This is a genomic window from Limnohabitans sp., from assembly GCF_017848645.1.
Taxonomy (GTDB): domain Bacteria; phylum Pseudomonadota; class Gammaproteobacteria; order Burkholderiales; family Burkholderiaceae_C; genus Limnohabitans_A.
Genome location: NZ_JAFEIF010000024.1, coordinates 15,806 through 37,086 on the forward strand (window position 1 = coordinate 15,806; position 21,281 = coordinate 37,086).

General features: G+C 59.4%; 22 protein-coding genes. 10 read left to right on the forward strand and 12 right to left on the reverse strand.

What is annotated here, in order from left to right; genetic code table 11:
* Window positions 1-30: 30 nt before the first annotated feature.
* A complete protein-coding gene (locus tag QZ190_RS05860) occupies window positions 31-1,212 on the reverse strand; it encodes an acetyl-CoA C-acetyltransferase (RefSeq protein WP_291914632.1) in 1,182 nt (393 codons plus the stop codon).
* 24 nt (window positions 1,213-1,236) lie between these two features.
* On the reverse strand, window positions 1,237-2,955 hold the full coding sequence (locus QZ190_RS05865) for a class I poly(R)-hydroxyalkanoic acid synthase (protein ID WP_291914635.1): 1,719 nt from the start codon (window positions 2,953-2,955) through the stop codon (window positions 1,237-1,239).
* 92 nt (window positions 2,956-3,047) lie between these two features.
* Between QZ190_RS05865 and QZ190_RS05870 the strand changes: the two genes are divergently transcribed.
* Entirely contained in the window at window positions 3,048-3,365 is a 318-nt protein-coding gene (locus QZ190_RS05870; RefSeq protein ID WP_291914637.1) for a hypothetical protein, read from the forward strand.
* Here QZ190_RS05870 and pgeF read toward each other — a convergent pair.
* Entirely contained in the window at window positions 3,273-4,079 is an 807-nt protein-coding gene (gene pgeF, locus QZ190_RS05875; protein ID WP_291914640.1) for a peptidoglycan editing factor PgeF, read from the reverse strand. The two genes, QZ190_RS05870 and pgeF, sit on opposite strands and share 93 nt — an antisense overlap.
* 53 nt (window positions 4,080-4,132) lie before the next feature.
* Here pgeF and aat point away from each other — a divergent pair, with 53 nt between their 5' ends.
* The 3 genes from aat to QZ190_RS05890 all read left to right on the forward strand — a co-directional run bounded on the left by aat (window position 4,133) and on the right by QZ190_RS05890 (window position 6,526).
* Window positions 4,133-4,912 (forward strand): leucyl/phenylalanyl-tRNA--protein transferase, encoded by a 780-nt coding sequence (gene aat, locus QZ190_RS05880; RefSeq protein WP_291914643.1) that lies wholly within the window; start codon window positions 4,133-4,135, stop codon window positions 4,910-4,912.
* Window positions 4,909-5,646: an arginyltransferase gene (locus QZ190_RS05885; protein WP_291914644.1), complete on the forward strand. Its 738-nt coding sequence runs from the start codon at window positions 4,909-4,911 to the stop codon at window positions 5,644-5,646. Before aat ends, QZ190_RS05885 begins: the two co-directional genes overlap by 4 nt.
* 100 nt (window positions 5,647-5,746) lie before the next feature.
* Window positions 5,747-6,526 carry an IclR family transcriptional regulator gene (locus QZ190_RS05890; RefSeq protein WP_291914647.1) on the forward strand — a complete coding sequence of 260 codons (780 nt, stop codon included), beginning with the start codon at window positions 5,747-5,749 and terminating at the stop codon, window positions 6,524-6,526.
* Between the two features lie 30 nt (window positions 6,527-6,556).
* On the opposite strand, the gene QZ190_RS05895 is transcribed toward QZ190_RS05890, so the two are convergent.
* The 6 genes from QZ190_RS05895 to QZ190_RS05920 all read right to left on the reverse strand — a co-directional run bounded on the left by QZ190_RS05895 (window position 6,557) and on the right by QZ190_RS05920 (window position 13,899).
* Window positions 6,557-7,657, reverse strand: coding sequence for a serine hydrolase (locus QZ190_RS05895; protein ID WP_291914649.1), 1,101 nt, complete (start codon window positions 7,655-7,657; stop codon window positions 6,557-6,559).
* Window positions 7,658-7,828: 171 nt separating this feature from the next.
* Window positions 7,829-9,367, reverse strand: a complete 1,539-nt coding sequence (locus QZ190_RS05900) for a 2-isopropylmalate synthase (protein WP_291914650.1) — start codon at window positions 9,365-9,367, stop codon at window positions 7,829-7,831.
* A gap of 197 nt (window positions 9,368-9,564) precedes the next feature.
* Complete coding sequence (gene pssA, locus QZ190_RS05905) at window positions 9,565-10,380, reverse strand: CDP-diacylglycerol--serine O-phosphatidyltransferase (RefSeq protein ID WP_090142987.1); 816 nt, start codon at window positions 10,378-10,380, stop codon at window positions 9,565-9,567.
* 119 nt (window positions 10,381-10,499) lie between these two features.
* Entirely contained in the window at window positions 10,500-11,516 is a 1,017-nt protein-coding gene (ilvC, locus tag QZ190_RS05910; protein ID WP_291914653.1) for a ketol-acid reductoisomerase, read from the reverse strand.
* A 39-nt stretch (window positions 11,517-11,555) separates the two neighbouring features.
* Window positions 11,556-12,047 (reverse strand): acetolactate synthase small subunit, encoded by a 492-nt coding sequence (ilvN, locus tag QZ190_RS05915; RefSeq protein WP_019429372.1) that lies wholly within the window; start codon window positions 12,045-12,047, stop codon window positions 11,556-11,558.
* A 79-nt stretch (window positions 12,048-12,126) separates the two neighbouring features.
* Window positions 12,127-13,899, reverse strand: a complete 1,773-nt coding sequence (locus QZ190_RS05920; RefSeq protein WP_291914658.1) for an acetolactate synthase 3 catalytic subunit — start codon at window positions 13,897-13,899, stop codon at window positions 12,127-12,129.
* Window positions 13,900-14,201: 302 nt separating this feature from the next.
* Between QZ190_RS05920 and QZ190_RS05925 the strand changes: the two genes are divergently transcribed.
* The 5 genes from QZ190_RS05925 (at window position 14,202) to QZ190_RS05945 (ending at window position 17,332) form a co-directional block, all read left to right on the forward strand.
* Complete coding sequence (locus QZ190_RS05925) at window positions 14,202-14,768, forward strand: RNA polymerase sigma factor (protein ID WP_291914660.1); 567 nt, start codon at window positions 14,202-14,204, stop codon at window positions 14,766-14,768.
* Window positions 14,765-15,217: a DUF3619 family protein gene (locus QZ190_RS05930; RefSeq protein ID WP_291914661.1), complete on the forward strand. Its 453-nt coding sequence runs from the start codon at window positions 14,765-14,767 to the stop codon at window positions 15,215-15,217. The genes QZ190_RS05925 and QZ190_RS05930 overlap by 4 nt, the downstream gene beginning before the upstream one ends.
* The gene (locus QZ190_RS05935) at window positions 15,210-16,022 is read left to right on the forward strand and encodes a DUF3106 domain-containing protein (protein WP_291914663.1); all 813 of its coding nucleotides are present in this window, start codon (window positions 15,210-15,212) and stop codon (window positions 16,020-16,022) included. The genes QZ190_RS05930 and QZ190_RS05935 overlap by 8 nt, the downstream gene beginning before the upstream one ends.
* A gap of 144 nt (window positions 16,023-16,166) precedes the next feature.
* Window positions 16,167-16,700, forward strand: a complete 534-nt coding sequence (locus tag QZ190_RS05940) for an RDD family protein (protein WP_291914665.1) — start codon at window positions 16,167-16,169, stop codon at window positions 16,698-16,700.
* A gap of 17 nt (window positions 16,701-16,717) precedes the next feature.
* Entirely contained in the window at window positions 16,718-17,332 is a 615-nt protein-coding gene (locus QZ190_RS05945) for a TIGR00730 family Rossman fold protein (protein ID WP_291914667.1), read from the forward strand.
* 43 nt (window positions 17,333-17,375) lie between these two features.
* On the opposite strand, the gene QZ190_RS05950 is transcribed toward QZ190_RS05945, so the two are convergent.
* Together QZ190_RS05950 and QZ190_RS05955 are read right to left on the reverse strand one after the other, a co-directional pair.
* Complete coding sequence (locus QZ190_RS05950) at window positions 17,376-17,714, reverse strand: P-II family nitrogen regulator (RefSeq protein WP_090047178.1); 339 nt, start codon at window positions 17,712-17,714, stop codon at window positions 17,376-17,378.
* 36 nt (window positions 17,715-17,750) lie between these two features.
* Complete coding sequence (locus QZ190_RS05955) at window positions 17,751-19,424, reverse strand: NAD+ synthase (RefSeq protein WP_291914671.1); 1,674 nt, start codon at window positions 19,422-19,424, stop codon at window positions 17,751-17,753.
* 4 nt (window positions 19,425-19,428) lie between these two features.
* Here QZ190_RS05955 and QZ190_RS05960 point away from each other — a divergent pair, with 4 nt between their 5' ends.
* Window positions 19,429-20,616: a GNAT family N-acetyltransferase gene (locus QZ190_RS05960; RefSeq protein ID WP_291914673.1), complete on the forward strand. Its 1,188-nt coding sequence runs from the start codon at window positions 19,429-19,431 to the stop codon at window positions 20,614-20,616.
* Between the two features lie 102 nt (window positions 20,617-20,718).
* Here the strand turns inward: QZ190_RS05960 and ppa are convergent, their stop codons facing one another.
* Window positions 20,719-21,249 carry an inorganic diphosphatase gene (ppa, locus tag QZ190_RS05965; RefSeq protein WP_291914675.1) on the reverse strand — a complete coding sequence of 177 codons (531 nt, stop codon included), beginning with the start codon at window positions 21,247-21,249 and terminating at the stop codon, window positions 20,719-20,721.
* Between the last annotated feature and the right edge of the window lie 32 nt (window positions 21,250-21,281).

Genomic DNA, 21,281 nt, shown 5'->3' on the forward strand with positions numbered 1-21,281 from the left:
GATTCACTCAGTTTGAGCAGCGGGGTTGGGTTAAACGCGTTCGATGGCCAGCGACACGCCCATGCCGCCGCCAATGCACAGCGCGGCCAAGCCTTTGTTGGCTTGGGTGCGCTGCATTTCGTGCAGCAGGGTCACCAAAATGCGGCAACCTGACGCGCCGATGGGGTGGCCAATCGCGATCGCGCCACCGTTGACGTTGACCTTGGCCGGATCGATGTCGAGCGCCTGGTTCACGGCGCAGGCTTGTGCGGCAAAGGCTTCGTTGAGTTCGAACAGGTCCACGTCCTGGACTTTCCAGCCGGCGCGGGCCAGTGCCTTTTGGGACGCAGGCACGGGGCCCATGCCCATGGTGGCCGGGTCCAGGCCACTGGTGCCAAAAGCGGCAATGCGGGCCAGGGGCTTGAGGCCCAGGGCGGCAGCCTTCTTGGCTGACATGACCATCACGGCGGCTGCGCCGTCGTTGATGCCCGAGGCGTTGCCTGCGGTCACGCTGCCGGCCTTGTCAAAGGCTGGGCGCAAACCCGCCAACACGTCCACCGTGGTTTTCTTGTTGATGAACTCGTCGGTGTTGAACACCAGCGGATCGCCCTTGCGCTGAGGGATCAACACGTCGACGATTTCGTCCTTGAACTTGCCCGCGTCTTGCGCGGCAGCGGCTTTGCGCTGGCTGCCTGCGGCCAGGGCGTCTTGCATGTCACGGGTGATGCCGTGGGCCTTGGCCACGTTTTCGGCGGTGATGCCCATGTGGTACTGGTTGTACACGTCCCACAGGCCGTCCACGATCATGGTGTCGGTCATTTTCCAGTCGCCCATGCGCTGGCCGTCGCGGCTGCCATTCAAGACATGTGGACTGGCGCTCATGTTTTCCTGGCCACCGGCAATCACGATTTCGCTGTCACCCCAGGCCACGGCTTGTGCGGCCAGCATCACGGCCTTGAGGCCCGAGCCGCACACGGCGTTGATGGTCAGCGCTGGGGTTTCTTTCGCCACACCGGCTTTCATCATGGCTTGGCGGGCAGGGTTTTGGCCCACGCCAGCAGCCAGCACCTGGCCCATGATGACTTCACCGATGGCGTCGACCGGCAAGCCGCTGCGTTCGAGCAAACCCTTGATGACGATGCTGCCCAGCTCGGTGGCCGGGGTTTTGGCGAGTGAGCCGCCAAATTTGCCCACGGCGGTGCGTGCGGCTGCAACGATGACGATGTCTTCCATGTTTGTCTCCAATAAAAAAACGAATCAGGCCTTGGCTTTGACGTAGCGACCGGGGGCCGCTTCGATGGCTTTGAATTTGGTGCCTTTGCCGTAGGTCTTGGGCGCGGCAATTTGCTTGCCCGCATGGCCCTTGAGCCAATCCGACCAATCGGTCCACCAGCTGCCCGGCACCTCTTTGGCGCTGGCGATCCAGTCGTTCACATCGGCTGGGAACTTGGTGCCCTCGCTCAGCCAATGGCTGCGCTTTTTGGCCGCGGGCGGGTTGATCACGCCCGCAATGTGACCCGAGGCCCCCATCACAAAACGCTTTTTGCCCGGCAGCACTTGCGTGCTGGCATAAGCCCCGCCAATCGGCACGATGTGGTCTTCGCGTGAGCCGTAGATGTAGACCGGCATGTCGACCTTGCCCAGATCGATGGGCTCGCCGCACACGGTGACTTTGCCGGGTTGGACGAGGTTGTTTTCGAGGTAGGTGTTGCGCAGGTACCAAGCGTAAAAGGGCCCGGGCAAGTTGGTCGAATCACTGTTCCAGTAGAGCAAGTCAAATGGCGGCGGTGTCTCGCCTTTGAGGTAGTTGCCCACCACATAGTTCCAGACCAGGTCGTTCGGGCGCAAAAAGCTGAAGGTGGAGGCCAGGTCCTGGCCCTTGAGCAAACCACCTTGGCCCATTTGCTGTTCACGGAACTTGACGAAGTTCTCGTCGATGAACACGTCCAGAATGCCGGTGTCGGTGAAGTTGATCAGTGTGGTGAGGAAGGTGGCGCTGGCCACCGGCTTGTCGCCACGCGCCGCCAACACGGCCAGGGCGGTGGACAAAATGGTGCCGCCCACACAAAAACCCAGGGCGTTGATCTTGGGTGCACCGGTGATGGCCTGCACCGTGTGGATGGCCTCGATGGCGGCGTGCTCGATGTAGTCGTCCCAGGTCTTTTGGGCCATGGACTCGTCAGGGTTGCGCCAGCTCACCACAAAAGTGCGGTGGCCTTGGCTGACCGCATAGCGAATCAGCGAGTTTTCGGGCTGCAGATCGAGGATGTAGAACTTGTTGATGCAAGGGGGCACCAGCAAAAACGGTTTTTCGTAGACTTTGGCGGTGAGCGGCTTGTATTCGATCAGCTGGAAAAATTCGTTCTCGAAAACCACTGCACCTTCGGTGGTGGCCACGTTTTTGCCCACTTCAAACAGGCTCTCGTCGGTCATCGAGACGTGGCCTTGCTGCATGTCGTGCATCAGGTTCTGGATGCCCTTGGCCAGGCTTTCACCTTTTGTCTCAATCGCTTTCTTTTGGGCCTCGGCGTTGAAGGCTAAAAAATTGCTGGGCGCTGATGCGGCCACCCACTGCTCAATGGCAAAGCGGATGCGGGTGCGAGTTTTTTCATCGGCATCGACCGCATCGGCCAGGCCCATCAGGGTGCGGGCATTGAGCAAATAGGTCGCGGCATTGAAAGCCGCCATCGGGTTAGAGGCCCAGGCCTCGCCCGAAAAACGCCGGTCTTTGACTTGCAAGCTGTTTTGCAAGCCCTGATTCCACAATTCAGAGGCGTCTTTGAAGTACTGGCCTTGTAGGCTTTGCAGCTTTTCAGGTGAAAATTTGAGTTGCGGCACGGCCGCATCGGCTGAAGGTTTCAAGCCACCGAGATCGATGGTTTGAAAATGCTGCATGGCCTGACCCCAGCTCTTGCTCAAGTTTTGCTGAAAACCCTCGCCCATTTGGGCCCAAAAATCCGGCGCGGAAGTGCTCATTGTTTGTCTCCTGAATCCATTGTTTTTCTCAAATCCCTTGTTCCGAGTATCTTTCAGTTTGTTGTCACCTAAATTACAAGGGCCAAAAATTTATGTATCTGATCGTGATCGCCTGGCTCTATGTCACCCTGCTCATGGCCCTGGCTGAAGCTTTTAGTACCCAAGGCAGTGTGCTGGGGGCCATCATCACCTTTGTGTTCTACGGCTTGTTGCCCATGGCCTTGGTGGTGTACCTGATGGGCACACCCCTGCGGCGCAAGGCCATTCGTCAACAGGAACAACAAGACAGACAGGAGGCCGTTTCAATTCAGACCGACTCAGCGGTCCAGCCAGATGCAGGCCGCCATGCGGCCGCTTTGCCCGAGGCTGCGGCTGTCCCTGCGGTGGGAAAAGAAGAGCGCGGAATTTGAGACCGTGCACCAAGGCAGGCTGCTGTTGTTGCCAAAAACGCGTGTGACGCCCAAGGCCTGCAAACGCAAACGGGCCAAACCCGCCAAATCGGCCATGAATTTGCCTTGGGCAGCGGGCTGGAACAGCGCCTGCACTTCGGGCGAGTCATCGTCGAAAGCAGCCCGCACTTCGGTCCCCACTTCAAACGCTTGCGGCCCAATGCAGGGCCCGAGCCACGCCATCACATCCGACACATCGCCCCCCGCACGCTGAATGTCGGCGTACAGGCACTCCAGCACGCCGAGCCCTTTTGAGGGGGAGGACACCCCCGGCCCCGCCAGCCCACGCCAGCCCGCGTGCGCTGCTGCCACCCACCGCCCGGCGGCATCGGCCAGCAAAACCGGCAAGCAGTCGGCCACCATGATGGTGCAGGCCACGCCCGAATCGTGGCTCCAGCAAGCATCGGCCACCGGGCCATCGGGCGTGGCCGCTTCCAATTGCACACTGATCACCCCATGCACTTGTTGCAAAAACACGGGCCGCTGCCCGATCTGCGCCGCCAGGCGCTCGCGGTTGGTCTGCACATCGGCAGCCCGGTCGCCCACATGGCCTCCTAGGTTCATGCTGTCCCAGGGCGCGGCAGACACCCCACCCTGGCGGCTGGTCATGAGCGCACGCACGCGGGTGTGGGTCGGCCAATCGGGTTCAATCCAGTGAGTGGGCAGGTTTTGCATCTGCAAAATCATAGCGCTGTGCCGCCGCCCAGCTTTTATTGTGTAATTGCGCCATGACAAGCGAAGCCGACGCGCATTCCCCTACCCCCGAGCTGCCCTGGATCGTGGAGGGTCAGCCTCTTCCCCCAGTCAGTGGGGCTTGGGATGACTCAACGCCCGCGCCAGGCTTGCTGGCTGCCAGCAGCGATTTGTCGGCACAGCGCTTGATGGACGCTTATGCCGAGGGCGTTTTCCCTTGGTTCAATGCAGGCCAGCCGGTGCTGTGGTGGAGTCCAGACCCGCGCATGGTGCTGCAAACCCGTGATTTCCGTTTCCACCGATCGCTGCAGCAAAGCCTCAAACGCTGGAGCCTGACACCCGACTTTGAGCTGTGTTTTGACCGCGACTTTGCGCAAGTGATCCGCCGCTGCGCCACGTCGCCCCGCGCAGGTCAAAAAGGCACCTGGATCGTGCCCCAGATGGTCGCCGCTTACGAAGAGCTGCACCGCATGGGCCTGGCCCACAGCTGTGAGTTGCGCATCCGGGGGGAACTTGTGGCAGGACTGTACTTTGTGGCCTTGGGCCGCGCCGTGTTTGGCGAGTCGATGTTCACCACCATCCCCGACGGCTCCAAGATGGCGCTGGCTTGCCTGGTCAGCGTCTGCTTGCAGCACGGCGTCAGCGCCATTGACTGCCAACAAAACACCCGGCACCTGGCCTCGCTGGGTGCCCGCGAAATTCCGCGCAGCGACTTTTTGCACGGCGTTTACGAAGGCCGCGAGCAAGCCCCCATTGATTGGGCCCATCAGTCCCTGAGCTGGTCCGCTCTGGCTTCACTGGTCGCCCCCCAATGAGCCAACTCAAAGAACTCCCACTGCAGGCCCTGCAGTTTTACGCAACCGCCCCCTACGCGTGCAGCTATTTGCCTGATCGCTCGGCCCGCTCCCAGGTGGCCACCCCCAGCCACCTGATCCACAACGAGGTGTATGCGGACTTGGTAGAACAGGGCTTTCGGCGCAGCGGCCTCTTCACCTATCGACCCTATTGCGATGGCTGCCAAGCCTGCCAGCCTTTGCGCGTGCAAGTTGACGCGTTCAAGCCCGACCGCAGCCAACGCCGCGCTTGGCAGGCTCACCGCGATTTGCGCGTGCGGGTGCTCGACTTGCAGTACGACGCCGAGCATTACGCGCTGTATCTGCGCTACCAGAACACGCGACACCCGGGCGGCGGCATGGACCACGACAGCGTGGACCAATACACCCAGTTCCTGCTGCAAAGCCGTGTCAACTCGCGCATTGTGGAATTCAGAAACCCAGGGGTTGGCGAGGCGCTTGGCGAACTGAAAATGGTCAGCATCGTGGACGTGCTCAACCATGGTTTGTCGGCGGTGTACACCTTTTACGAGCCTGATGATGTGGCCAGTTATGGCACCTACGGGGTTCTCTGGCAAATCCAGCAAGCGGCCCAACTGGGACTGCCCTATGTTTACCTGGGTTACTGGATCGATGGCAGTCCCAAGATGAATTACAAGTCCCGCTTCAAGCCCTGTGAGCTTCGGGTACAGGGACAGTGGCAGGCTTTTGAGTGAGTGGCCATTTGTGACTTGAATCGATTCAGATCTCTGGTCCATCACCACAAAACACCCCCTTCATTTCACTGTGTAAAATGAATCGCATTGGCAGTACACGATGAAAAAAGACCCCGCCCTCACGACCGCGCCCACCATCCAGGTGATTGAACGCATGTTCACTTTGATCGACGTGCTGGCGTCCCGCGAAGAAGCCATCTCACTCAAGGAAATCAGCCAAAAAACCGGGCTGCATCCCTCTACAGCGCACCGCATCCTGAATGACCTGGCCACAGGCCGTTTTGTGGACCGCCCCGAAGCGGGCAGCTACCGCCTGGGCATGCGATTGCTTGAATTGGGCAACCTGGTCAAAGGCCGCCTCAATGTGCGTGATGCGGCCTTGGCCCCCATGCGTGATTTGCACAAGCTCATTCAGCAACCGGTCAACTTGAGCATGCGCCAAGGTGACGAAATCGTCTACATCGAACGCGCCTACAGCGAGCGCTCGGGCATGCAGGTGGTTCGCGCCATCGGCGGACGAGCCCCTCTGCACTTGACGTCGGTGGGCAAGCTCTTTTTGGCGGCTGACGACCCCTTGCGGGTGCGCTCCTATGCCACGCGCACCGGTCTCGCAGGACAGACGCGCAACAGCATCACACAGCTGCAAGTGCTGGAGAGAGAACTCTCCCGCGTCAACCAGTCGGGGTTTGCGCGTGACAATGAAGAGCTGGAGTTGGGTGTGCGCTGCATCGCGGCAGGCATCTACGACGACCAAGGCAAGCTGCTGGCCGGGCTGTCCATTTCGGCCCCAGCCGATCGCTTGGATGAAAGCTGGCTGCCCAAATTGCAGGAAACCGCCAAAGCGATTTCAGAAACCTTGGGCCACCACGAGGGGCGCTAACGGCCTGCTACCTGCGGCCGCGTGGCGACATCAGCCTGGCATATGCGCCGCTGTCTCCAAAGAGCGACTGTCCATGGACGACTTTTGCTCGAGCCACTTGCGCACGCGCTCGGCATCGCCAATGCGGCTGAACTTGCCTGCAGAATCGAGAAAGACCATGATCAAATTGCGCCCCGCCACCTGGGCTTGCATGACCAGGCAGCGACCGGCCTCGGAGATGTAACCGGTCTTTTGCAGACCAATGTCCCACTGCGGACTTTTCACCAAGCCATTGGTGTTGTTGTATTGCAGCGTCCTACTGCCCACCGAGACCTCGCGACCGTGGGAAGTCGACCACTCCCGCAGCATGGGTTCTTTGTAGGCTTTGGCCGCCAAGACGGCCAGATCATTGGCACTGGACTGGTTTTGGCTGGACAAGCCCGTAGGCTCCACATAACGGGTGTCCGTCATGCCCAGGGAACGTGCCCGTTGGTTCATGCGGCTGACGAACAAATCCATGCCGCCAGGAAACGTGCGCCCTAGCGCATGGGCTGCACGGTTTTCGCTGGACATCAGCGCCAAATGCATCAGGTCTGCGCGGCTGAGTTCGGTGCCCACGGCCAGGCGGGAGGAACTGCCTTTTTCCGTGTCCACGTCGGCCTGCGTGATGCGGATGCGCTCGTCCATGGGCAAATTGGCCTCGGCGATGATCAGGCCCGTCATCAGTTTGGTCAATGAAGCGATGGGCAAAACGGCGTGGTCGTTTTTGCTGTAAAGGACCTCTTGGGTCTCTTGGTCCACCACCAAAGCTACGCTGGAGTGCAGACCCAAGGCATCCGAAGTGCCATGCAGGCCCGCCATTTGACCAAAGGATGCGCGAATGGGGCGTGCGTTTTCGCTATTTTTAAAATTTCTTGCGTTCAGGGAAGCTTTGGCCGTTTGTTGTTGACGACCAGAGGACCTGGCCACTTGATTTTTCCGGGACGGTGCAGCTTTGGCGTTTTGGTTCTTGCGCGGTCCGGCCGACTTTTCTGCACTCTTCTTGTTCTTTTGTGCTTTAGAAGGTGCCTGTTTACCGGCTTGCGCGTAGGCCAAGCTCAACTGACCCGACACGATCGTGATCAAACCCACGGTCAAGGCCAAAACAGCCATGCGCAACCAGGATTTTGGCGATGGAAAAATAGAGATGGGTTTCAACGGCATGTCCTGAGAGTCTGATTTTTTCAAATGTGTATCTGAGTGTATCCAAATAAAAAAAGTCGCGCAAGAACAATGACTTACGCGACTTTTATAAAGCAATTAATTACTCATTTGGTATCTATTTTATCCTTGTGCAGCCACCCGATCTGCCTTGCTCTGCAATTTATTCAGGGCGCTCAGGTAGGCTTTGGCCGAGGCCACGACAATGTCGGGGTCAGAACCGACCCCGTTGACCACGCGCCCACTGTTTTGCAACCGCACGGTCACTTCGCCCTGGCTCTCGGTGGAGCCGCTGATCGCGTTGACCGAATACAGCACCATCTCTGCGCCGCTCTTGATGTGCGACTCAATGGCTTTGAGCGAGGCGTCCACCGGCCCATTGCCATCGGACTGGGTTTGCACCTCTTTGCCCGCCACCGTGAACACCACCGAAGCGTGGGGCCGCTCGCCGGTCTCACTGTGCTGAGACATGGAGACAAAGCCGTATTGCTCTTTTTCAGCCGTCACGCTTTCGTCGCTGACCAAGGCCAGGATGTCCTCGTCAAAAATCTCGCTCTTTCGGTCGGCCAGTTCCTTGAACTTGGCAAAGGCGTTGTTGATTTCGGTCTCGCTGTCCAAAGTGACGCCCAAGTCCTGCAAACGCTGTTTGAATGCGTTGCGGCCACTCAGCTTGCCCAGCACGATCTTGTTGGTGGTCCAGCCCACGTCCTCGGCACGCATGATTTCGTAGGTGTCACGCGCCTTGAGCACGCCATCTTGGTGAATGCCTGAGGCGTGGGCAAAGGCGTTGGCCCCCACCACCGCCTTGTTGGGCTGCACCACAAAACCGGTGGTCTGGCTGACCATGCGGCTGGCGGCTACGATGTGGCTGGTGTCAATGCCGATGTCGAGGCCAAAATAGTCGCGCCGCGTCTTGACGGCCATGACCACTTCTTCGAGCGAGCAATTGCCCGCACGTTCACCCAAACCGTTGATGGTGCACTCGACCTGGCGTGCGCCGCCGATCTTCACGCCCGCCAAGGAGTTGGCCACAGCCATGCCCAGATCGTTGTGGCAATGAACGGACCAAATCGCTTTGTCGGAGTTGGGGATGCGCTCACGCAGGGTGCGGATGAACTCGCCATACAGCTCAGGCACCGCATAACCTACGGTGTCGGGCACGTTGATGGTGGTGGCACCCTCGGCAATCACCGCTTCGAGCACACGGCACAAAAAGTCCATGTCGCTGCGGTAACCGTCTTCCGGGCTGAACTCGACATCACCCACCAGATTGCGAGCAAAACGCACCGACTGCTTGGCTTGCTCAAACACCTGGTCAGGTGTCATGCGCAGCTTCTTTTCCATATGCAGGGGCGAGGTGGCAATGAAGGTGTGAATGCGGCCGCTGTTGGCGCCTTTGAGGGCCTCGGCCGCACGCGAGATGTCGCGGTCGTTGGCACGCGACAAGGAGCAAATGGTGGAGTCCTTGATCGCGTCGGCAATGCTTTTGACGGCCTCAAAATCACCATTGGAGCTGGCGGCAAAACCGGCTTCGATCACGTCCACGCGCAGACGCTCCAGCTGGCGGGCAATGCGCAGCTTCTCGTCGCGGGTCATGGAAGCGCCGGGCGACTGCTCGCCGTCACGCAAAGTGGTGTCGAAAATAATCAGTTTGTCAGTCATGTTCACTCCTGGTCAAAAACCCGCAAGTCCAAGCAAAAATGCAAAAGGCCCGATGCGGATGGCATTCGGGCCTTTTGGGAAAATGTTTGCGTGCGCTACACATCCCGCCCGAGGGGCGCTAGCAGTAGTGCAAACAAAGAAAAATTCATATAAACACTTTAGCACAGTTCAAAACCCGAACTGTCGTGCAGTGGACATCACTGGTGCAGGCCCCGTTCATCGGGCTCGTCGGTGGAGGTGCTGATCATGCTGGTGGGCTGGCCTTTGGCCTTGCGCCAGACATAAATCACATAACCACTCAAACCGTAAGCCACAAACGAGCCGAACAACACGGTGGGGGGGTCGATGTTGACGGCCGCAATGCCCAAAGCCACCAGCACCAGCGTGGCAAACGGCACGCTCTTTTTCATGTGCATGTCCTTGAAGCTGTAAAACGGCACATTGGTCACCATGGTCAGGCCCGCAAACAGGCACACGGCAAACATGCCCCAGGACACGGCTTTGGCGGGCACGGCGTTTTCAAACATGATCCAGACAAAACCCATGACCAAAGCCGCTGCCGCTGGCGAGGGCAGGCCCTGGAAATAACGTTTGTCCACCACGCCCGTGTTGACGTTGAAACGTGCCAGGCGCAAAGCAGCACATGCGCAGTAAACAAAAGCGGCAATCCAGCCCCAGCGGCCCAACTCCTTCAGGGTCCAAACATAAGCGATCAAGGCAGGCGCAGCGCCAAAAGACACCATATCGGACAACGAATCCATTTGCTCGCCAAAGGCGCTTTGGGTGTTGGTCATGCGGGCCACGCGGCCGTCCAGGCTGTCGAGCACCATGGCACTGAAGATGCCCACGGTGGCCAAGTCAAAACGGCCGTTGATGGCCATGACGATGGCATAAAAACCCGCAAACAATGCTGCCAAAGTAATCATATTGGGCAGCATGTAAATGCCCTTGGAGGGCTTGCGCACCGGCGCTGGGCCGTCTGCGTCTTCAGCGGTGTTGTTGGTTTTGCTCATCGTCCATTCCTGTTGCGGTTTTTTTGGATCCATCCCATGTCAGCCGAGTTTAAGGCAGACCCAGCGCCCAAGAAAAAGGCCACCTGAGTGGCCTTTTCCTATCTTGCCCAAGGGCCAGATCAGTTGCGGGTCTTGTCAACCAGCTTGTTCTTGGCGATCCAAGGCATCATGGCGCGCAATTGTGCGCCCACGACTTCAATGGAGTGCTCGGAAGTCAAGCGACGGCGAGCCGTCATGCTGGGGTAGTTGGTGCGACCTTCTAGGATGAACATCTTGGCGTATTCGCCAGTCTGGATGCGCTTCAAGGCGTTGCGCATGGCTTCGCGCGACTGCTCGTTGATGACCTCAGGACCTGTCACGTACTCGCCGTATTCAGCGTTGTTCGAGATCGAGTAGTTCATGTTGCCGATGCCGCCTTCGTAGATCAGGTCCACGATCAGCTTCAACTCGTGCAAGCACTCGAAGTAAGCCATCTCAGGGGCGTAACCGGCTTCCACCAAGGTCTCGTAGCCCATCTTGATCAGCTCAACAGCGCCACCGCACAGAACAGCTTGTTCGCCGAACAAGTCGGTCTCGGTCTCTTCCTTGAAGTTGGTTTCGATGATGCCGGCCTTGCCGCCACCGTTGGCCATGGCGTAGCTCAGGGCCAAAGCGCGGGCCTTGCCGCTCTTGTCCTGGTGAATCGCCACCAGGTGGGGCACGCCGCCGCCTTGGGTGTAGGTGTTGCGCACGGTGTGGCCGGGGGCCTTGGGTGCGACCATCCACACGTCCAGGTCTTCGCGGGGAACGACCTGGTTGTAGTGCACGTTGAAACCGTGGGCAAACGCCAAAGAAGCGCCAGCCTTGATGTTGGGGGCCACGTTGTTGTTGTACACGTCGGCGATTTGCTCGTCGGGCAACAAGATCATGACCACGTCAGCAGCCCTGACAGCGTCGTTGACTTCCATCACGGTCAAGCCGGCTTTGCCGACTTTGTCCCACGATGCGCCGCCTTTGCGCAAACCCACGACCACTTTGACGCCGCTGTCGTTCAGGTTCTGGGCGTGTGCGTGGCCTTGCGAGCCGTAACCAATGATGGCAACGGTCTTGCCCTTGATGACGCTCAGATCACAATCTTTGTCGTAAAAAACTTTCACAGGGTTCTCCTTAGGAATAAACAGGTTCAATGAGTGGGTTTAGACGCGCAGGATGCGCTCGCCGCGCCCGATACCGCACGCACCCGTGCGCACGGTCTCCAAAATGGCGCTGCGGTCGATCGCCTCCAAAAAGGCGTCGTTCTTGGACTGGTCACCGGTGAGCTCAATGGTGTAGCTCTTGTCGGTGACGTCGATCACGCGGCCGCGAAAGATGTCGGCCATGCGTTTCATTTCTTCGCGTTCCTTGCCCACGGCGCGCACCTTCACCAGCATCAGCTCGCGCTCGGTGTAAGCGCCTTCGGTCAGGTCCACCACCTTGACCACCTCGATCAGGCGGTTCAGGTGCTTGGTGATTTGCTCAATCACATCGTCAGAGCCAGCGGTCTGGATGGTCATGCGCGACAGGCTGGGGTCTTCGGTCGGGGCCACGGTCAAGGACTCGATGTTGTAGCCTCGGGCCGAGAACAGACCCACCACGCGGGACAAGGCGCCCGCTTCGTTTTCGATCAATACAGCGATGATGTGTTTCATGTGTGATTCCTCTTTTCGCCGCCCTCCCCTGCGCACGGTAATGCGCAGGCTTGACGGACAATAGATTCGTCCAGTTCAGTTAAAGATCTTCAGCGCCCATCAGCATCTCGGTGATGCCTTTGCCTGCCTGAACCATGGGGAACACGTTTTCAGTCGGGTCCGTACGGATATCCAGGAAAACCGTGCGGTCCTTGAGCCTGCGTGCTTCACGCAAAGCAGGCTCCACGTCCTCAGGCTTTTCCACCAAGATACCGACGTGGCCATAGGCCTCGGCCAACTTCACGAAATCAGGCAAGGCATCCATGTAGCTGTGGCTGTAGCGACCGGAGTAATCGATCTCCTGCCACTGGCGCACCATGCCCAGGTAACCGTTGTTCAGGGCCACAATTTTGATGGGCGTGTTGTACTGCAGGCAAGTCGAGAGCTCTTGGATGCACATTTGCACCGAGCCTTCACCCGTCACGCAATACACCTCGCTGTCAGGCTTGGCCAGCTTGATGCCCATGGCATAGGGAATGCCCACGCCCATGGTGCCCAAACCGCCCGAGTTGATCCAGCGGCGTGGCTCGTTGAACTTGTAGTATTGCGCCGCCCACATCTGGTGCTGGCCCACATCGGAAGTGATGTAAGCGTCTGCATCCTTGGTCATGTCCCACAGGGTCTCAATGACTTTTTGTGGCTTGATGACCAAGCTGTTTTGGCTGTCGTACTTCATGCAGTCGCGGCTGCGCCAGCCTTCAACGGTTTCCCACCACTGCGCCAGCGCCTGGCCGTCAGGTTTGAGGCCGGACTCGCGGATCATGCCCATCAACTCGGTCAGCACGTCTTTCACGTCGCCCACGATGGGCACATCCACCTTGACGCGCTTGGAGATGCTGGAGGGGTCGATGTCGATGTGGATGATCTTGCGTTCGTTCTGCGCAAAATGCTTGGGGTTGCCAATCACCCGGTCGTCAAAACGCGCACCGATGGCCAGCAAGACGTCGCAGTTTTGCATGGCATTGTTGGCTTCCAGCGTACCGTGCATGCCCAGCATGCCCAAGAAGCGGCGGTCATTGGCCGGAAACGCGCCCAGACCCATCAGGGTGTTGGTGACGGGGAAGTTCAGCATGTCCACCAAGGCGCGCAACTCGGGGCTGGCGTTGCTCAGCAGCACACCTCCGCCCGTGTAGATGTAGGGGCGCTTGGCCGACATCAAGAGCTGCATGGCCTTGCGGATCTGGCCGCCGTGGCCTTTACGCACCGGGTTGTACGAACGCATCTCGACTTTGTCGGGGTAGCCGGTGTACAGGGTTTTGTTGAAAGAAACGTCCTTGGGCACATCCACCACCACAGGGCCGGGGCGGCCAGTGCGGGCAATGTGGAAAGCTTTTTTCATGACCTCGGCCATGTCCTTGGCATCTTTGACCAAGAAGTTGTGCTTGACGATGGGGCGGGTGATGCCCACTGTGTCGCATTCCTGGAAGGCATCGAGGCCAATGGCCGCAGTGGGCACCTGCCCGCTGATGATGACCATGGGGATGCTGTCCATGTAGGCGGTGGCGATGCCGGTCACGGCGTTGGTCAGGCCGGGGCCTGAGGTGACCAAGGCCACACCCACCTCGCCTGTGGCGCGGGCATAGCCATCGGCCGCGTGCACCGCAGCTTGCTCGTGGCGCACCAGAACGTGCTGGATGGTTTCTTGCTTGTAGAACGCGTCGTAGATGTGGAGCACAGCCCCACCGGGGTAACCCCAGACAAACTCGACGTTTTCGGCCTGCAGCGCTTTGACCAGAATTTCGGCCCCACGCAATTCTTGGCCAGAAGAAGCGATAGACGCAGCGGATGCCATTTCGGCTTTATTGATTTCCATATATTCAACCTTTGTGAATTTCTCTAACGAAAAACCTTGGGTGCCCCTGGGCTCGACTCTTGTGAAGTGGCTTTGGGACTTGAGACCACAGACATGGGCACCAAACTGTATAAGTGCCGGACGGTGATCCGTTTGCTTTTTTTCAATTGCAACCCGTTATTATCGCACCGTTGCAGTTGGGCCGTTGAACATCGTGCCCTCAAAACCGTCCAAGTGACATAATCACCGAGCAACAGGCCTCACAAATCGGCCACGCATCCAACTCTCGCACACACTGGACACAGCCCGCCGCTGCAAGCACCTTGGCCTCGGACACCGACATTTCTGATTTCCTCAAAAGCGTGGAGAAGAAAGCCTTCAAACGGGCCTACTACCACGTGGGCGACGAGGAGGGAGCCCTGGACATTGTGCAAGACAGCATGATCAAGCTGTGCAGCCATTACTCGGACAAACCAGCACAAGAGCTGCCCTTGCTGTTCCAGCGGATCTTGTCCAACACCGTGCTCGACTGGTTTCGCCGCCGCAAGACGCGCAATGCCCTGTTTTCCAACCTGGACGATTTTGACCACCGCGATGACTTGGGCGACTTTGACCTGCTCGAAGTCACCACCGGTGATGCCGATGCACCCGCCAGCCAAAGCGCCGAACAATGGCTCGGACGGGTGCAAACCCTGGAACACATTGAAAAAGCCATCATGAGCTTGCCTGCACGTCAACGAGAAGCCTTCCTATTGCGTTATTGGGAGGAGCTGGACGTGGCTGAAACTGCCGCCGTGATGGGCTGCTCCGAAGGCAGCGTCAAGACCCATTGCTCCCGCGCCATCCAGTCCTTGAGTAACACCTTGGCCCTCCAAGGCATGAAACCATGAAAAATTCCCAGACATCGACCACCGCCACCACCGCCGACATGGACCTTTGGGGCCGAACTTTGGCCGCGCAATTGAATGTGGCCTCGCAGGATCTGGGACACGACATCGGCGAGCGTCTGCGCGTGGCTCGCCAAATGGCCCTGAAGTCTCGTCCTATGCCGCAACGCCTGATGCGCCACAGCCTGGCCGTGCAAGCCAACGGCACACTCAGCGGGCCACCCGACGAGGGCCTCAACTTGTGGCGCATCCTGGCCTCGGCACTGCCTTTGTTGGCCCTGGTGTCGGGCCTGATGTTCATCCAGACGCTGCAGCAAGACCTGGCCGAGTCCGACATCGCCTCGCTCGACTCGGCCCTGCTGCTCGACGAACTGCCACCGGACGCCTATACCGACCCTGGTTTCGTGCAGTTCCTGAAAATCCAGCTCCATCAAGACACACGGCATGACTGAAACGGGTTGGACGTTTGACTTTCAACGCGCAGCCGAGCCGACTGCACGTCGACGACGCCTGCACTGGCTCAGACCCAGCGTGGGCCCATGCTTGCTGGCTGGCCTGGCCCTGAGCTGGGCTTTGCAAGTGGGCTCACAAACACCGACCGCCCCATCCGCCGCGGCCCCAGCCTCGACCGAACCACAGGCGTTGTTGCCCAATGCCTCCGCACCAGCCAGCGTTTATGGCGCCCCTCCCGCTGATCCGGCCATGCCGGCCACACCGGCACTGGGCAACAGCGCGCAAGTGCCCTCGGCTTCCAGTGCCACCAACAGTTCTCCCGCCCCCGACTCGGGCGCCTGGCAGTCCTTGAGCAAGCGTCAAAAATTGGCCCTGGCCCCTTTGGCCGGGGAGTGGCATGAACTGACGGCTCAGCAACGCCAAAAATGGCTGGCCTTGTCCAGAAACTTTTTCCAGCTCAGCGACGAGGAACAGCTGACCCTGCACAGCCGCATGGGCGAATGGGCAGCCCTCAGTCCTCGCCAGCGCAGCCAAGCGCGTTTTCACTTCAATGCCACACAATCCCTGTCTGCCCAGGACAAACGGGCCCAGTGGGAGGCCTACCAGGCGTTGTCCGACCAGGAAAAAAGCAAGCTGTCTTCTGGCCCCAAGCCTCCCGTCAAAAGTGCTGCCCGCAGCTTTGCGCCGCCCAGCACCCGCTTGGTCAGCCCGCCTCTGCTGCCCGTCAATGCCACACGGGCCGTGCAGCGGGTCGCCCCCTCCAAGCCGATCCACCCCAAAACCTTGTTGCCTCAGCCCTCTTGAATTGGATGGGCCTGGTTCAGTTGCCCATTTGCGCCACAATCGGCTTAAACAACTGAGCGCTCGCCAACCTCGCTGAAAAGCACAAAACTGGACGATTGAGGCGCTCAAGCCCGACGCCCCCCTCTTCAAAATTCCATTGCTCCCATGACACAGCGCGTGCCCGCTTCACCGACGCCCCCCACCCCCGTGCCCACTGCATCCGACCCTCTGGCTGCACCCTCGCTCAAACGCCGCATGGCCTGCTGGCTTTACGAAGGCATGCTGCTCTTCGGGGTTGTGTTCATTGCGGGCTATCTGTTCGGCAGCCTCAGCCAAACTCGCCACGCTCTGGACAACCGGCCCGGCTTGCAGGCTTTCCTGTTTTTGATTCTTGGCATTTACTTCACCTGGTTCTGGCACCGGGGCCAGACCCTGGCCATGAAAACCTGGCACATCCGGGTGGTCTCAGCCTCGGGGCAGCCCTTGAGCCAGCGCCGTGCCTTGTTGCGCTATGTGCTCAGCTGGCTCTGGTTTTTACCGCCCCTTTTGCTGACCTTGCCCTTTGGCCTGCAACCGGGCCAAGTCGGCTTGCTGATCATGGTCTGGATCATCGTCTGGGCCTTGCTCAGCCGTTTTCAAGCCCAAAAACAATTCTGGCACGACGTCTGGGCGGGCACCCGCCTCGTCAACTACCGCTGAAACCCTTTGCCTACCCCATGACGACTTCAGACCATGCCAGCAGCAAGGCTGCACCTGCTTTCTCCATCTGCGTCTATTGCGGCTCCAAACCTGGCAACTCGCCTGAATTTGCACAAATTGCCGTACAAGTGGGCAGCTGGATCGGTGCGCATGGCGGCCAATTGGTCTATGGCGGTGGGCGCAACGGCCTGATGGGCTTGGTGGCCGAAGCCACGCTGGCCGCAGGCGGCACCGTGGTGGGCATCATCCCCACGGCGCTGGTCGAAAAGGAATGGGCGCACCACGGCTGCACCGAGCTGCATGTGGTGGACACCATGCACGAGCGCAAACGCCTGATGGCCGAGAAAGCCGACGCGTTTTTGGCCTTGCCCGGCGGCATCGGCACCTTCGAAGAGTTGTTTGAAGTCTGGACCTGGCGTCAGCTGGGCTACCACGACAAACCCGTGGGCATCCTCAACAGCAACGGTTACTACGATGGCCTGATGAGCTTCATTGGCCAGGTCGTCAAAGAGGGCTTCATGGCCGATTGGCAAACCGGCTTGGTGACCGTTGGAACCGCACCCGAAGTCTTGCTGCAAGATCTGGTGGAAGCGGCGGGCTTTTCACCACCCGCCAAAATCGAACTGCTTTGAATGGGGGTGAGCGGCGGGCCTGACGGCCAACGCCCGCACCCGATCAGATCGCGGTTTCGTCCTGCTCACCCGTGCGGATGCGCACCACACGCTCGACCGAAGTCACAAAAATCTTGCCGTCACCGATCTTGCCTGTGCGGGCGGCTTTGACGATGGCGTCCACACAGCTGTCCACGTCTTCGTCCTTGACAACCACCTCGACCTTGACCTTGGGCAAAAAGTCGACCACATATTCCGCGCCTCGGTACAGCTCGGTGTGGCCTTTTTGACGGCCAAAACCCTTGACTTCGGTCACCGTGAGGCCGGTCACGCCGCACTCGGCCAAGCCTTCGCGCACTTCTTCCAGTTTGAAAGGCTTGATGACGGCGGTGATCTGTTTCATGGGGGGAATCCTCAATAAATGGGTGGTGGCCCGAAGTCAGGCGCGAAACTTGTTGGTCATAGGATAACGCCAATCCTTGCCAAAACTGCGGTGCGTCACGCGAATGCCCACAGGCGACTGGCGGCGTTTGTACTCGTTGAGCTTGATCAGGCGCGTGACTTTTTCCACATCGGCACGCTCAAAGCCATCGGCAATCAAAGCTTCCACACCCTCGTCGTTTTCCATATAGCGCTGGATGATCGCGTCCAGCACCTCGTAAGCTGGCAAGCTGTCCTGGTCTTTCTGGTCGGGGCGCAGCTCGGCGCTGGGCGGGCGGGTGATGATGCGCTCGGGAATCGGTTGGCTGCCCGTGCCATAGGGGTCATTCAGGTTGCGCCAGCGGGCCAGGTCGAACACGCGGGTCTTGACCACGTCCTTGATGACCGCAAAACCGCCCGCCATGTCGCCATACAGCGTGCAGTAGCCCGTGGCCATTTCGCTTTTGTTGCCGGTGGTCAGCACAATCGCCCCGGTCTTGTTGGACAGCGCCATGAGCAGCGTGCCGCGGATGCGCGCCTGGATGTTTTCTTCGGTCGTGTCTTCCTTCAAACCCTCAAACTGGGCCGACAGCGCCAGCTTGAAGCCATCAAACAAAGGCGCGATCGAGATTTCGTCATACCGAACACCCAAGCGCTTGACCATGTCGCGCGAATCGATCCAGCTGATGTCGGCCGTGTAGGGCGAGGGCATCATCACCGCGTGGATCTTGTCGGCGCCAATGGCATCCACTGCGATGGCCAGCACCAGCGCCGAATCGATGCCGCCCGAGAGGCCCAAAATCGCGCCCTTGAAGCCGTTCTTACCCAAATAATCGCGCACGCCCAGCACCAGCGCATCCCACAGCTCGGCATCGGCGCTGGCCATGGGCACCAAGGCCTCGGGTGCAGCGCTCAAGTCCACACCTTGCTGGCCAACCGATGCCTGCACTGCCAAATCGGCCTCGCGAAAGCCCTCGGCCCGCGCCACGGTTTCGCCTTGGGCATTGAGCGCAAAAGAGCGGCCTTCAAAAATCACCTCGTCTTGCCCACCGACCAGGTGCGCGTAAACCAGGGGCAAACCGCTGTCAGCCACGCGCTCACGCATGCGATGCTCGCGCTCTGGGCCTTTGCCCGCATGAAAAGGTGAAGCGTTCAACACCGCCAGCACCTGCGCCCCAGCGTCTCGCGCCAATCGAGCCGGTTCGTCGAACCAGGCGTCTTCGCAAATGAGCAGCCCCACACGTACGCCTTCGACCTCAAAGACCCCCACCCCGTTGCCGGGTGAGAAATAGCGGCGCTCGTCAAACACCTGGTAGTTGGGCAGCTCGCGCTTGTCGTAAGCGCAGACCACCTGCCCTTCGCACAAGACGCTCGCGCGGTTGTGGCGGCGCGTCACGGCCACGCTGCGGGTGCGCACGCCACCACCTTCGGGGTGGCCCACCACCACATGCAGGCCCTTTAACCCAGCCAGTTCGCGGGCCACCGTTTTCAGGGCATCATCACAGGCGTCAATGAAGGCCGGGCGCAGCAGCAGGTCTTCGGCCGCATAGCCGCAAATTGACAACTCGGGCGTGATCAACAGCCTGGCCCCCTGGGCATAAGCCGAGGTGGCGGCGTCGATGATTTTGCGGGCATTGCCCTGCATGTCACCGACGACAAAGTTGAGCTGGGCCACACGAATTTGGAGAGTCATACAGGTGCTGGAAAATTTGAGCTTGAATTATGTCACCCGGGTAGAGGATGACCTGCGCGGCATCGCGCCTGAGGCTTGGGACGGCTTGCTCGCACAGCAGGATGCGCCATCGCCCTTCATGCGGCATGCCTATTTGTCGGCCCTGCACACCAGCCAATCGGCTGTGCCCGAGACCGGCTGGACGCTGCAAGTGCTCAGCTTGTGGCGCGAAACCCCCAATGGCCCTGCTTTGTCAGCAGCGTGCCCGCTCTACCTCAAGACCCACTCACGCGGCGAATATGTCTTTGACCACGCCTGGGCCGACGCCTACGAGCGCCATGGCCTGAACTACTACCCCAAGGCCCTGGTCGCGTCGCCCTTCACACCCGTGCCTGGCAGCCGTTTGCTGGCCGAGTCGGATGCCGCCCGCCAAGCCCTGCTGGCCGCCTTGCTGGATTTGTGCCAAACCAACGAGATCCCATCGCTGCACATCCTGTTTGGCAGCCCACAAGACTTGAAGGCTTGCGAGACGGCAGGTTTGCTGCAGCGCAGCCAGGTGCAATTCCATTGGCAAAACCAGGGCTGGCGCGACTTCGATGACTTTTTGAGCAGCCTGAACCAGGAAAAGCGCAAAAAAATCCGGCAAGAGCGCCGCAAAGTGGCTGAAGCGGGCGTGACCTTTCGCGCTGTGCGTGGCCCCGACATGACGGGCGATGACTGGGCCTTGTTGCTGCGCTGCTACCAGCAAACCTATTGGGAGCACGGCAACGCGCCCTATTTGAAGCCTGAGTTTTTCGAAGCCATGCGCCGTGACATGGCCGCCAATTGGCTGCTCTTTGTGGCCGAGCACGAGGGACAAGCCATGGGCATCAGCCTGATCGGCCTGCACCTGAACGCCGCAGGCCACCCCGAAGTGGCTTATGGGCGCTACTGGGGAGCGCTGGCCCGGGTGGACTGCCTGCACTTTGAAGCTTGTTATTACCAGCCCATCGAGTGGTGCATTCAGAATGGCGTCAAGCGGTTTGAAGGCGGCGCACAAGGTGAGCACAAAATGGCCCGCGCCCTGCTGCCCACGCCCACACACAGCGCCCACTGGCTGGCGCACCCGGCTTTTTCAGAAGCGGTGGCGCGGTATTTGGAGCGCGAAAAATCGGGCATTGACAACTACATGGAGGCGCTGCAACAGCACTCGCCTTTGAAAAAACTGCCGTAAAAAAGCTGCAAAAAAACCCAAGAAAAACGCCTGCGCAGCGCAAACCGGGCAGGCGTTCAGCGGTTCAAGCGGCTTCAAACTGAAGCCACTGGACAAGACCCATCAGGCCTTTTTGTAATTGGCGATGCCGTCCATCAGTTCCTTGGCGGCGGACTCCACGCCTTCCCAGCCCTTGACCTTGACCCACTTGCCTTTTTCCAGGTCTTTGTAGTGCTCAAAGAAGTGGGCGATCTGCTTGAGTTGCAATTCGTGCACATCGGACAAGGACTTGATGTTGGCGTAGATGGGCAGGATTTTTTCGGTTGGGACGGCCAAAATCTTGCCGTCCATGCCGCCTTCGTCTTCCATCAACAAGATGCCAATGGCGCGGCAGGACACCACCACGCCCGGGGGCAAGGGGAAAGGCGTCATCACCAGCACGTCCACCGGGTCGCCATCACCGGCAATGGTTTGGGGCACATAGCCGTAGTTGGTGGGGTAGTGCATGGCGGTGCCCATGAAACGGTCCACAAACAAAGCGCCGGACTCTTTGTCCACTTCGTACTTCACAGGGTCGGAGTTCATCGGGATTTCGATGATCACGTTGAATGCGTCAGGTACTTTGCTGCCAGGGGTGACTTTGTTCAGGGACATGGTGTCTGCTTTTGAAAGTTAAGAGGAAACGA

What these genes read in the sequence shown, in the direction of transcription:
- QZ190_RS05860 (WP_291914632.1), bottom strand. Translation starts at nt 1,212, where the DNA reads ATGGAAGACATCGTCATCGTTGCAGCCGCACGCACCGCCGTGGGCAAA.
- QZ190_RS05865 (WP_291914635.1), bottom strand. Translation starts at nt 2,955, where the DNA reads ATGAGCACTTCCGCGCCGGATTTTTGGGCCCAAATGGGCGAGGGTTTT.
- QZ190_RS05870 (WP_291914637.1), top strand. Translation starts at nt 3,048, where the DNA reads ATGTATCTGATCGTGATCGCCTGGCTCTATGTCACCCTGCTCATGGCC.
- pgeF (WP_291914640.1), bottom strand. Translation starts at nt 4,079, where the DNA reads ATGCAAAACCTGCCCACTCACTGGATTGAACCCGATTGGCCGACCCAC.
- aat (WP_291914643.1), top strand. Translation starts at nt 4,133, where the DNA reads ATGACAAGCGAAGCCGACGCGCATTCCCCTACCCCCGAGCTGCCCTGG.
- QZ190_RS05885 (WP_291914644.1), top strand. Translation starts at nt 4,909, where the DNA reads ATGAGCCAACTCAAAGAACTCCCACTGCAGGCCCTGCAGTTTTACGCA.
- QZ190_RS05890 (WP_291914647.1), top strand. Translation starts at nt 5,747, where the DNA reads ATGAAAAAAGACCCCGCCCTCACGACCGCGCCCACCATCCAGGTGATT.
- QZ190_RS05895 (WP_291914649.1), bottom strand. Translation starts at nt 7,657, where the DNA reads ATGGCTGTTTTGGCCTTGACCGTGGGTTTGATCACGATCGTGTCGGGT.
- QZ190_RS05900 (WP_291914650.1), bottom strand. Translation starts at nt 9,367, where the DNA reads ATGACTGACAAACTGATTATTTTCGACACCACTTTGCGTGACGGCGAG.
- pssA (WP_090142987.1), bottom strand. Translation starts at nt 10,380, where the DNA reads ATGAGCAAAACCAACAACACCGCTGAAGACGCAGACGGCCCAGCGCCG.
- ilvN (WP_019429372.1), bottom strand. Translation starts at nt 12,047, where the DNA reads ATGAAACACATCATCGCTGTATTGATCGAAAACGAAGCGGGCGCCTTG.
- QZ190_RS05920 (WP_291914658.1), bottom strand. Translation starts at nt 13,899, where the DNA reads ATGGAAATCAATAAAGCCGAAATGGCATCCGCTGCGTCTATCGCTTCT.
- QZ190_RS05930 (WP_291914661.1), top strand. Translation starts at nt 14,765, where the DNA reads ATGAAAAATTCCCAGACATCGACCACCGCCACCACCGCCGACATGGAC.
- QZ190_RS05935 (WP_291914663.1), top strand. Translation starts at nt 15,210, where the DNA reads ATGACTGAAACGGGTTGGACGTTTGACTTTCAACGCGCAGCCGAGCCG.
- QZ190_RS05940 (WP_291914665.1), top strand. Translation starts at nt 16,167, where the DNA reads ATGACACAGCGCGTGCCCGCTTCACCGACGCCCCCCACCCCCGTGCCC.
- QZ190_RS05945 (WP_291914667.1), top strand. Translation starts at nt 16,718, where the DNA reads ATGACGACTTCAGACCATGCCAGCAGCAAGGCTGCACCTGCTTTCTCC.
- QZ190_RS05950 (WP_090047178.1), bottom strand. Translation starts at nt 17,714, where the DNA reads ATGAAACAGATCACCGCCGTCATCAAGCCTTTCAAACTGGAAGAAGTG.
- QZ190_RS05955 (WP_291914671.1), bottom strand. Translation starts at nt 19,424, where the DNA reads ATGACTCTCCAAATTCGTGTGGCCCAGCTCAACTTTGTCGTCGGTGAC.
- ppa (WP_291914675.1), bottom strand. Translation starts at nt 21,249, where the DNA reads ATGTCCCTGAACAAAGTCACCCCTGGCAGCAAAGTACCTGACGCATTC.